The sequence below is a fragment of the Labilibaculum sp. K2S genome, assembly GCF_030372765.1.
Lineage (GTDB): Bacteria > Bacteroidota > Bacteroidia > Bacteroidales > Marinifilaceae > Labilibaculum.
Genome location: NZ_JAUCMW010000004.1, coordinates 291,390 through 303,322, shown reverse-complemented (window position 1 = coordinate 303,322; position 11,933 = coordinate 291,390). Strand labels below are relative to the sequence as shown.

Below are 11,933 nucleotides of genomic sequence, written 5' to 3'. Positions count from 1 at the left end.
ATGAATCACTAAATATGTCATCAATTGGGTTCTTTATTTGACTAATATTTTGAGTGGAAACATGAGTGTAAATTTCGGTTGTTTTCGACGAACTATGTCCCAGTAAGTTTTGAATGTATCGTAAATCCGTACCTTGTTCCAATAAGTGTGTTGCGAATGAGTGGCGCAGGGTGTGTGGACTAATTTTTTTCTTAATTCTAGTTTTTGTACATGCCTGTTTTAATATATTCGCTACACTGGTGGTACCATACTTACTTCCAACTTCCTGCCCTTCGAATAAATATACTTTTGGCTTATAATTTTTATAGTAATCTCTCAATTCATTTACAAGTAGAGGAGACAGTAAAGAAACCCGGTCTTTATTTCCTTTGGCATTTTTTATTATTACCAATCCCCGTGTAGAATCAATATCGCTCAGTTTTAAATTAACTAATTCACTTCTCCTGAGTCCTGCCGAATAAATTAACGATAGAATACATTTGTGTTTTTTATTTGTACAGCTATTAATAATGGCTTTTACTTCAAGTTTGCTAAGTACGGTGGGCAATATTTAGCCTTATTGGCACGATCTATCTTGTAAACTTTTCTATCCTTACCTAAAACTTTTTCGTAGTAGAATTTAATGGCATTGATTCTTTGGTTCTGCTGACTGGCAGAAATGTTTTTGGTCTTTATTAATTGCAGAATGTACGTATTGGTTTCATCTGTGGTGATATCGAGTAGGTTTTTGTCTGAAAAATGCTTTTGAAAATCATTAAAATAACTGGTGTATATTTTAATAGTTTGTGGGCTATACCTTTTTTGTTCCAGTTTCTCAAGATATCCTTTAGGAAGCTTTAATTTAAACTTTGTATCTTTTTTAGTGCTTGTAATACTCGTTTTTTGATCAGTAATAATAATTTCATCTGAGGTGAACACCTCCTTAAACTTCTTGTAATCAAAATCTGTTCGGGCTATCCACCAGCACTTTTTTGTTTGGCTCCATCGGGTAGGGAAGCTAACCTTTAATAAATTCAAAATCTCTGTACTGTAGTCGAGCTGAATAACTACAATTTTTTTATTGCGATGCGTATCGGCCGATAGGTGGATTTTTATGCTCATTTACATGCTCTTATTAGAGGTTCACTAAATTATAAAATGAATATTGTTTAACAAAGTAGAATCATGTTAAATAAGCAGGAAAATGAGATGAGTTTTTTTTGTAGGGCAGAAAGTACTTTTTGCTTTTCCCGGCAGAACAAAAAACACCCCAGACTTTCGCCCGGGGTGCTCTGTCCAACTTGTATGTAGTAGCATGACTTCTAGTTGTCTATTTACTATTCCCGTAGAAGCTATTGATATCTCAGTAGTCTATATTTTTGTGCCTGAAGAATGAAGTATGACTCCAGTAAGCAAATTTGAACGCCCGTAGGATGAATTACTGCTTCGGTAGCCAAATTTGAACGCCCGTAGGATGAATTACTGCTTCGGTAGCCAAAATTGAACGCCCGTAGGATGAGTCATGATTCCCGTAGCCAAAAACACCATCCTAGAGCAAAACGAGTCAACAGTAATAGGGGTTACAGCGAGCTCACTGTTTCTGTTTCATTATCATTTTTTGTGTGTTTCTTCCTTCCGTACTCACTCGAATACCTTTTTTGTTTCTCTTCGTCGTTCCAGAAGGCGTACTTGCCATAGGCACGAATTTCGTCGACCAATTGTTTCAGGTACGTGTAGGCTCTGTCGCGCATCAGCTTTTCCGGTCTGTTTTTGCTGTTTTTTACGCCGTCAACCTTGTTCAACAGGTCGAAAAGCTCGCGCGCCAGCTGTTGTGAGCGGTCAGTTTTGGTGGTATCAAATAGAATTGCTTTTAAAGGTTCAGGATATTGTCTGGCAAAAGCAGAGTAGTCGCTCAGATCCTGAATTAAATCCATGTGGCCGTTGCCATCGAGTATATTTTGCAGTTTTTTCAGAATATCCGGATGGTTTCGGTAGGCGAACTGAAAATCATACTTTAATTCTCGTTGCAGCAGGCTGGCTTCCTCAATTTTTTCTTCCCACTCTTGTGTGCTGGTTAAAGCCGATTCATAAACAGCAGTCCAAACCGATTGCTGTTCCTGCAAAAATTTAGCTCTTGGTGCAAGCTCATTAATTGTATCCTCGCTTAGTCCTTTTGCCAAAAGCGCTTCTTTGTCTTCCAAGGCATATTGGTGAAGTACTCCGGCCTCGCCAATGGCAATGGCTATGGGGATGGTAGTCGAAACAATTTTGTCTTCAGAAATTTCAAGAACCAATTCATTAATTGTTTTTGTTACAGTTGTATCTGTCATTTGTTTAAAGTTTTAGGGGTTGAATAATCAACCGGATTGGGGAATAAAATTATTTTGAACTCTGAAAGTAGGAAATGTATGTTAAAAATAAAAAATTATGCTAATAAAATTTTAATTTATTTTATGATGTTATTATAAAGCCTCTGAGTTTTAGATAGTTTAACTGTAATTTTTCATTATAGATAAGTGATGTTCTGATTTTATATTTTTTATAAAGAGTAATTGTGCATAGAATAAGCCACCTGCAGTTGCAAATTCATCCATCTAAAATCAGGTTATTTTACCGTCTTAAACTGAACATTCGTTCAGAACAGCACACTTATCCACCTGTGAGTGTGCAGAAGTGAACACTTACGAAATCGTTTTAAATCTGTTTTCTGAAAACCTTTGCGCGTGCTAATGGTCAGGTATTCAGCCTGTAGTCGAATAGAATGATTCTGAATAGCGGATGCGTGGAATTCTTGGCATCCCTCTTGGTTAGTGAGATTCCCAAATAGTCATCTTTTCAGACTAAAATGATTAAAACCTATAAACTAAAATATATGAAACGTCCGTGCCAAATCTGTTTTGACACACAAGGAGATGATTATCCTTGCATGGTAAGTTCCATATGGCAAAAACTTAAAATTATAATCATATGAATAACCTGGAATTTTTTTTAGACAAATCAGCACTGGTCGGAAACGAAAATCAGATTCTGTCTTCTGAAGAATTTAAAAATCTCTTGCAAAAGGAAAGCTTCGAATACATCAATGTGCCAAGTTTTAATCAGTTAAAAGACATACAAGCCGGAGAAGCGGGAATCAAAAATGCTCTTATCGAAGTTGATTACGCAATTGCGGAAACGGGAACGGTTGTTATTGACAGTATCAACGAAAATAAACGTTTGGCAACCTGTTTGGCCGAGAAGTTATTTGTTGTGATGCCCATAAGTAAGCTGGTTGCTTCGTTAAACGATGTTGCTGATTTTATAGAAGAGAGAACTTCGGATATGGGGGGGTATGTTGCTTTTATTACGGGTGCCAGCCGAACTGCAGATATCGAGCGTGTTTTAACGGTTGGAGTGCACGGACCAAAAGAGATGGCAGTTTATATTTTAAACGATTTATAAGTAGAAGCGATGAATATACAAGATAAAATACAGGAAAAAATAAACGATGAGGTTTTGTATAAAAACCTGAAAGGTTTTGCAACAGCATATAAGGCTTCTAAAATTAATGCTTATAAAGGCTTGGATTTTGAGGCACTAAGAACAAGAGTGCACGACATAAAAGACCGTGATTTAAACAAAGTAATGCAGCAATTCAATTTGTTTAAAGCGAATGTTGAGAAGCACGGCTGTAAAGTATTTCAGGCAAAAACAGGCGGGGATGCCTGTAAATACATTGCTGATGTAATGAAAAAGCACAATGCTAAATTCATGGTGAAAAGTAAATCGATGACTTCGGAAGAGATTTTACTCAACCATTATTTAGAAAAGGAGGGACTGCAGCCAATCGAAACCGATTTGGGAGAGTGGATTCTGCAGTTGGCCAACGAGCATCCATCGCACATGGTAATGCCGGCCATTCATAAAACCAGACAGCAGGTTGCAAAGATATTTTCTGATTATACAGGAGAAGCGGTAGATCCCGAAGATATTAAAGCAATGGTTGAAATTGCCCGTCGATTTCTTCGCGAATCTTATTTTAAAGCAGGTGTAGGAATGACAGGGGCGAATGTTGCCGTAGCCAGTACAGGTACAATTGGTTTGGTAACCAACGAAGGAAATGCCCGTTTGTCGTCAACCGTGCCTCCTGTGCACATTGTTTTGGTTGGATACGAGAAACTGTGCGACGATTTTAATCAGGCCTTGGATATTGTTCGTGTGTTGCCGAAAAGTGCTACCGGACAAACCATAACTTCCTATACTACCTGGATTAAAGGGAGGGTACCTTCCCATAAAAATGAAGACGGTGTAAAGGAAACCCATTATGTGTTTTTGGATAACGGTCGTTTGGCATTTTTCGAACATCCTAAGTTTAAAGAAGCACTGAAGTGTGTGCGTTGCGGCAGTTGTGCCAATATTTGTCCGGCTTACGAAATGGTGGGCGGTCATGTATACGGCGATCGTTATATCGGTTCAATTGGTTTGATTTTAACAGCCCTTTATCAGGGCGACGAAGCTGCCAAAGATATTTTAAAAATGTGTATTGGTTGCCGTGCCTGTTCTTTTAATTGCCCTTCGGGCATTGATTTGCAGGCTTTAATTTCTGATTTGAAATTGGTTGTCGGCAAAAAATACGGAATCAACCCAATAAAGAAGAAGGTGTTTAAAAGTTTGGTTGCAAAACCCGACCGAATGAAAGCCGTGTTGAGTCTGGGGGCTAACTTCCAGTTTCCGTTAACGAAAACCAATCCATTAAATCAGGAAAAAATTATTGGTACAATTCCAATGCTGCCTAAAGAAATGGATTTTAGAAAATTTCCGGCTTTGGCATCCAAGACCTTTAGCAGGCGTTTCTACAAAGATGGATACGATCAGTTTTCATCCGAAAGAAAAGTATTCTTCTATCCTGGTTGCGCAATAGAATATTTTTATCCTGAAATGGGACTGGCCATGGTCAAACTGCTTCAGAAGAGTGGATTTCAGGTTGATATTCCTAAAAAAGCGGCCTGTTGCGGTATTCCTGCCATTGCATCGGGCGATCCCGAAAATGCAAAAAGCATGATTTACAACACCCTTGATAATTTGCAAGGACCTAAAGATTATGAAGCTCTGTTGGTACTGTGTCCTACTTGCGGGGGAGCCATTAAGCATGAGTTTTTGGATTTCACCAAAGAAGATCCAAACAGATATAAAAAAGCGGCTCAATTGGGAGATATGGTAACACCAATTGGGAAGTTTTTAGAAAAAAACAACATCCGTTTTAAAGTGAAAGGGAACAAGAAGGTTACCTATCATACTCCTTGTCATGATTCCAGATCATTGGATTATTCTGCAGAAGCCTTCCTTTCCAAATTAATCGGAAAACAATTTATCCCATTAACCGACAGCAATGTGTGCTGTGGTTTTGGAGGAACTTACTCTCTCGACTTTGCAACTATATCGAACGGAATATTAACCAAGAAAATAGAAAATATTGAGGCAAGTAAGGCTGAGATATTGGTTACCGATTGTCCGGGATGTGTAATGCAGATTAACGGTGGTTTGATGCATAAAAATGTACCTGTTAAAGTGCTTCATTTAACCGAATTTATCGAAAAGTATGTTGAACTCATCGAGAAATAAAAACAATGAATTATGGACTTCAATAATGATAAGGTAGATATAAATAAAAGTCTGGAAGCTTTAAAACAAAAGCTTATGGATCTCGACGTTTTGATGCGCAATAGTGCAATGAACGGAAATCTTAAAAAATTGGACAATTCAATCATCGAAAAATACAGTAGATCTAACCCATTTACTACGATCAATAATACAATTTGTAACTAAACCTAAACTATTTTCTATGGATGCATTATTAGCTTTTTCGCCTATTTTATTAACCATCGTTCTGATGGTTGGCTTCAATTGGGGAGCAAAAAAGGCTTTACCTTTGTCACTGCTGCTATCGGTGATCGTTGCTTACACAGTATGGGAAATTGATATATTCCATATCATGGGATATTCAGTTTTTGGCTTTCTGAAAGCATTGGATATTTTAATCATTATTTTTGGTGCAATTCTCATTTTAAATACCATGAAGTTGTCGGGAGCAATGACAACGATTAATAATGGATTTAATGGGATTACCACCGACCGAAGAATTCAGGCCATTATTATAGGTTTCATGTTCGGCGCATTTATCGAGGGTGCCGCCGGATTTGGAACTCCTGCTGCCTTGGCCGGTCCTTTGTTGGTTGGACTCGGATTCCCTCCTTTGGCTGCAGCAATGGTTGCTCTAATATTTAATTCGGTTCCGGTTCCTTATGGTGCGGTTGGTACTCCAATTAGTGGAGGTGCAATGGTTACTTTGGAGCAAAATTTGGCCGATATGGGTGCAAATGCCGATGTATTTAAAATGGCATTAACCAAGTGGATTGCAATTCCGAATGCCTTGGTCGGTATTTTTATCCCTTTGCTGGGAATCATGATTATGACCAAGTTTTTTGGGAAAGAAAAATCGATTAAACCTGCATTGGCGGCAGCTCCGTTTGCAATTTTTGCAGGACTGGCATTCGCGGTTCCTTACGTGCTTATCGCAACCACTCTTGGACCCGATCTTCCATCTTTATTAGGTGCATTTATTGGTTTGGGAATTGTTATTTTTGCGGCAAAAAAAGGTTTTCTTATGCCTAAGAAATCATGGGATTTTCCTCCTAAATCAGAATGGGAAGAGAATTGGAAATCAAATGATTCAGGTGGAGATACAGGAGAAGCAAAAATGGGATTGGTGAAAGCATGGATGCCGTACGTATTAATCGCAGTTATTTTAGTGGTAACTCGTATTCCATCCTTAGGTTTAAAAGGATGGTTGGCCTCTCAAACACTAACACTTTCGAATCTTTTTGGCATTGATGGGTTAACGTATGTATTGAAGTGGGCTTATTTACCGGGAACAATCCCTTTTATTTTGGTAGCAGTTATCACAAACTTCATGCATAAAATGCCAATAAAACAGGTGGTTTCTTCCTGGAAAACAACATTTAAACAAATAACCGGTGCTGCAATAGCCTTATTTGCAGGTGTTGCAATGGTACAGCTCATGCTAAAATCGGGAACGAACGGAGCTGGAATGGATAGTATGCTCACAACTATGGCCACGGCAATTGCCGATTTATCGGGAAATGCATATCCAATAATTGCACCTATCGTTGGTATTTTAGGTTCCTTTATGTCAGGATCGGCTACTGTTTCCAATCTGTTATTTGCTTCCCTTCAGTTCGAAACTGCCACCATATTGGGCATTCCTCAGGTGTTAATTGTTGCAGTGCAGACAATTGGAGCTGCTTTAGGAAATATGATTTGTGTAAACAATGTTGTTGCAGTTTGTGCTACCGTTGGTTGTATTGGTGCTGAAGGAACAATTATAAGAAGAAACTCAATACCAGCCTTTATTTACTATTTAATGGTAATGATAATTGTTGTTGTGTTAATTTCATCAGGCTTTAATCCGTTGCCATTGTAAAATATTAGGAACCAAATTTTCATTGAATTGAAAATTTGGTTCGTTTTTAAAGACTGAAAACGTACATTTGTCATACAAGTTACCAATTTAAGACTTAACTATTCATTGAATACTTGATCATAAAATCGAAAAAAGATGCTTACAGGAGAATATAAGAAGTTCTATCATGAGATTAAAGCTACAATAGAAACTTCACGTTTGTATACTGATGAAATAAGAAATTTAGCGTATGGAACTGATGCTGGTTTTTATCGTTTAATCCCTCAGATTATCATCAGAGCAAAAGATGAGAAGGAAGTGCAAAAGGCGATTCTTTTGGCTAATAAGTACAATTTACCAGTTACATTTCGTGCTGCGGGAACCAGTTTGGCAGGTCAGGCAATTACCGATTCTATTTTAATTGTTGCAGGAAAACATTGGGAAGATTTTGATATTCTTAAAAACGGGGAAGCCATTAGAATGCAGCCCGGTTTAATAGGAAGCCGTGTGAACAAAGTCTTGGCTCCTTATGGTCGAAAGCTGGGGCCGGATCCGGCTTCGATTAATTCTGCCATGATTGGTGGAATTGTGATGAACAACGCTTCAGGCATGAATTGTGGTACTCACGAGAATTCTTATAAAACAATCCTTTCAGCTCGTTTGATTTTTGCCGATGGTACTATTTTGGATACCGGAGACAGTAAGAGTAAAGAGGAATTTAAAAAGACTCATGGCGATTTTATCCGCCAAATTGAAGCAATGCGGGATAAAGTTCGTGCCAATAAAACTTTGGCAGAGCGTATTCGTTACAAATACAGCATTAAAAATACAACTGGCTTAAGCATCAATCCTTTTATCGATTATACCGATCCTTTTCAGATCATCGTGAATTTAATGGTTGGATCAGAAGGAACTCTGGCGTTTGTGTCGGAGTTAACCATGAAAACGGTAGTAAATCATAAATTTAAGGCCAGTGCCATGATTTACTTTAGTGATATCGTAACTGCATGTCAATCGGTTGTAACCATAAAACCAGGGCCTGTACACGGAGCTGAAATGCTTGATCGTGTGGCTTTACGATCAGTAGAAAATGCTGATGGTATTCCTCCGTTTATTAAAGATTTCCCTGATGGAGTAACTGCTATTTTGGTAGAAACATTGGCCAACAGTCAAAGTGAATTGGATGCCAACATTAATGAAATTAAATCGCTGTTGTCGGCCTACAAAACCGTTCGCCCTATTGAATTTACCGACAAACCAGAGGAATATTCCAAATACTGGAACATCCGAAAAGGAGTATTTCCAGCAGTTGGCGGATTAAGAGAAACGGGTACAACTTGTATCATCGAGGATGTAGCTTTTCATATTGAAGATTTGCCTAAGGCAACTTTAGATTTGCAGAATTTGATTGCTAAATATGGATACAAAGATGGTGTGATTTACGGTCATGCTTTGGAAGGAAATTTCCACTTTATCTTCAATCAGAATTTTGATAAACCCGAAGAATTGGAGCAGTATAAAAGCTTTATGCACGAGGTGGATGAATTAGTGATTGACAAATACGATGGTTCGCTGAAAGCAGAGCATGGAACGGGCAGAAATATGGCTCCTTTCGTAAAACATGAGTGGGGCGAAGAGGCTTACCAATTAATGAAGGATGTCAAAAATCTTTTTGATCCTAAAACATTATTAAATCCAGGCGTGATTATTAATGATGACCCTGAGTGTTATACCAAGAATTTTAAAACGCTTGCTCCGGTTCACGATTTGGTCGACAAATGCATTGAATGTGGTTTTTGCGAAGTAAATTGCTTAACTGCAGGTTTTACAATTTCGGCTCGTCAGCGTATTGTTGTGCAGCGCGAGTTGAAACGATTGCAAATAACAGGAGAGAATCCTGAACGATATACATTATTGAAGAAAGGATTTGATTATTTGGGAGAGGAGACTTGTGCCGGCGATGGCTTGTGTTCTACCTCTTGTCCGGTTGGTATCGATACGGGTAAGTTTGTTAAATACCTAAGATCGGTAAATGTTGATACGCCGCGCGCCTTTAAAATAAGTCAGAAAGTTGCCGATAATTTTCCAACTGTAGGCTCAGCAATACGAGGTGGTTTAAAATTTGTAAACGGTGTTCATACTGTTATGGGATCTACCTTGTTGGGAGCTGTAGCCGGTGGTTTTAGAACTTTAAGCGGAAATAACATTCCATTGTGGACTCCTGCAATGCCAAAAGGGGTTTCCGGACCAAAACCGCATGAGATTAATCAGAAAAATCCTTTAAAAGTAGTTTATTTTCCATCATGCATAGCACAAACAATGGGGCCGGCAAAAGGGGATCCTTATAAAGAATCTTTGCATAAAGTAACACAGAAGTTACTGGAAAAGGCTGGCTATGAAGTTATTTTTCCAGAGGGAATGAGTTCTTTGTGTTGCGGTACTCCATGGGAAAGTAAGGGCTTAATAAAACATGCCGATCAGAAATCTTCAGAATTAGAGGATGCACTAACCAAAGCGTCAGAAAACGGGAAATATCCTGTGTTGTGTGATACTTCGCCTTGTTTGTATCGTATGCGCAGAGTGATGGATAAAAGATTAAAATTATATGAACCTGTTGAATTTATTCATGAATTTTTGATGGATAAACTAGTGTTTCAAAAGGTAAATGAAGTGGTGGCTGTTCATCCTACATGTACAACTACCAAAATGGGATTAACTTCAAAACTGCAGGCGGTTGCCGAAGCTTGTGCACAACACGTTGTTTTGCCTGAGGAAGTTGGTTGCTGTGGTTTTGCTGGCGACAGAGGATTTAATTTCCCTGAAGTTAACAAATACGCTCTGCGAAAATTACGTCCTGTTTTAGATCAATCAAAAGTAGTTGCGGGTTATTCTAACAGCAGAACCTGTGAAATAGGATTGAGTAATAATGGTGGAGTGCCTTATATGTCTATAATTTATTTGGTTGATCGGGTAACTACAGCTAAAAAATAAAATCTACTAATTGCTATTGTTGAGATAGTTCTGACTCTTAAAAATAAGGATCAGGTTTTGTCCTACGTTTAAAAACTAAAAATTATGAAAAAAATATATCTATTGATTATCGGATTTTTACCGTTGTTAGGAATGGCTCAAAAGGCTGATGAAGTAAAAGTAAAGTTAAGTGGCTTTGTAACAGCGGAAGGAATATACGATAGTCGTAAGTCTGTTAATTCCCGTGAAGGGGATGTAATTCTTTACCCGGCAGCAAAATCGTATGATGCGAATGGAGCCGATTTAAACGACCGTTCGGAATTGTTCATGACTACGATTCATTCAAGATTAAACGTTGGGGTTACAGGTTTTGAAGCTTTTGGTGCTAAAGGATCTGCAACACTTCAAGGTGATTTTGTGGGGACTTCCGATGATAAAACTGGTTTATTGCGTTTGCGACATGCATTTGTAAAATTAGATTGGGGAAAAGATGAACTTTTGGTGGGTAAAACCTGGCATCCCATGTTTGTAACTTCATGTTATCCTGATGTATTGCATTGGAATGCAGGCTTGCCGTTTAATGTGTTGTCGAGAGCTCCTCAGTTTAGATATACCCGTAAGTTAGGAGATAAAGGATATGCATTTATTGCCGCATTATCTGAAATGGATGCTAAATCTACGGGGCCGGATGGTGCGAATGTAAAATATGTACAGCAAGCCGGCATTCCTGAATTTTCAGCCCAGGTTAAGTACGATTTTGCCAAAGGATTTACTTTGGGGGCAACAGCAGGTTATAAATTCTTAAAGCCTATGGTTGTGAATTCAGCAGGTTTAAAAACCGACGAAATGTTGAGCAGTTACCAAATGAATGCCTGGATGACTGTAAAAACGGATAAGTTGGTTTGGAACTTACAAACGATCTACGGACAAAACATGTACAATTTTGTAATGCTGGGCGGATATGGAGTTAAAAATGTGAAGGCCAATGGCGATTACGAATATACCAACGTGAAAACATCTTCTGTTTGGTCTGATATTCATACTACAACAGGCAATGTTCGTTACGGATTATTTGCTGGTTATACCAAAAATTTAGGTGCTGATGATAATTTGGCAATGAATGGAAGTAGTTTTGTGGGTTTGTATAGCCGTGGTTCAAACATTGACTATATCTATCAGTTTGGTCCCAGAGTTGAATTTCATTCCGGAAGTTTCATGATAGGTACTCAAGCACTGTATACAGCAGCGGCTTATGGAACAACTCAAATTAATGGTAAGGTTGCAGATTCGAAAGAGGTGGGAAGTACCCGCTTGAGCGTACATTTTAAATATTCATTTTAAGAATATAAATTAATATAGAAAATCTGTTTTTCAATTTTAAGTGTTTGGAAACAAGTTCGTCAAAGAATTAGTTCCTTAATTTATAATTAGCTTCGGTTTATTAACCGGAGCTAATTTTTTATTATATCCATTAATAATGCTGTATATGTAACTATTATACTTTCTAACCTAATCCATTTAAATT

General features: G+C 38.1%; 9 protein-coding genes. 6 read left to right on the top strand and 3 right to left on the bottom strand.

Annotated features, from left to right (window positions below; genetic code table 11):
• The 3 genes from QUH73_RS08520 to QUH73_RS08510 form a co-directional block, all read right to left on the bottom strand.
• The coding region (locus QUH73_RS08520) for a tyrosine-type recombinase/integrase (RefSeq protein ID WP_289530010.1) at positions 1-547 on the bottom strand (547 nt) is incomplete at its 3' end.
• On the bottom strand, positions 517-1,101 hold the full coding sequence (locus QUH73_RS08515) for a site-specific integrase (RefSeq protein WP_289530009.1): 585 nt from the start codon (positions 1,099-1,101) through the stop codon (positions 517-519). The genes QUH73_RS08515 and QUH73_RS08520, both read right to left, overlap by 31 nt.
• 458 nt (positions 1,102-1,559) lie before the next feature.
• Positions 1,560-2,309 (bottom strand): hypothetical protein, encoded by a 750-nt coding sequence (locus QUH73_RS08510; protein WP_289530008.1) that lies wholly within the window; start codon positions 2,307-2,309, stop codon positions 1,560-1,562.
• 637 nt (positions 2,310-2,946) lie between these two features.
• On the opposite strand from QUH73_RS08510, the gene QUH73_RS08505 reads away from it, so the two are divergent.
• The 6 genes from QUH73_RS08505 (at position 2,947) to QUH73_RS08480 (ending at position 11,749) form a co-directional block, all read left to right on the top strand.
• Entirely contained in the window at positions 2,947-3,420 is a 474-nt protein-coding gene (locus QUH73_RS08505; protein WP_289530007.1) for a LutC/YkgG family protein, read from the top strand.
• Positions 3,421-3,429: 9 nt separating this feature from the next.
• Entirely contained in the window at positions 3,430-5,580 is a 2,151-nt protein-coding gene (gene ldhH, locus QUH73_RS08500) for an L-lactate dehydrogenase (quinone) large subunit LdhH (protein ID WP_289530006.1), read from the top strand.
• Positions 5,581-5,592: 12 nt separating this feature from the next.
• Positions 5,593-5,784 (top strand): hypothetical protein, encoded by a 192-nt coding sequence (locus QUH73_RS08495; protein ID WP_289530005.1) that lies wholly within the window; start codon positions 5,593-5,595, stop codon positions 5,782-5,784.
• A gap of 16 nt (positions 5,785-5,800) precedes the next feature.
• Positions 5,801-7,459, top strand: a complete 1,659-nt coding sequence (locus tag QUH73_RS08490; RefSeq protein WP_289530004.1) for an L-lactate permease — start codon at positions 5,801-5,803, stop codon at positions 7,457-7,459.
• Between the two features lie 135 nt (positions 7,460-7,594).
• Positions 7,595-10,429: an FAD-binding and (Fe-S)-binding domain-containing protein gene (locus tag QUH73_RS08485; protein WP_289530003.1), complete on the top strand. Its 2,835-nt coding sequence runs from the start codon at positions 7,595-7,597 to the stop codon at positions 10,427-10,429.
• Between the two features lie 84 nt (positions 10,430-10,513).
• Complete coding sequence (locus tag QUH73_RS08480) at positions 10,514-11,749, top strand: hypothetical protein (protein WP_289530002.1); 1,236 nt, start codon at positions 10,514-10,516, stop codon at positions 11,747-11,749.
• Positions 11,750-11,933: the final 184 nt, after the last annotated feature.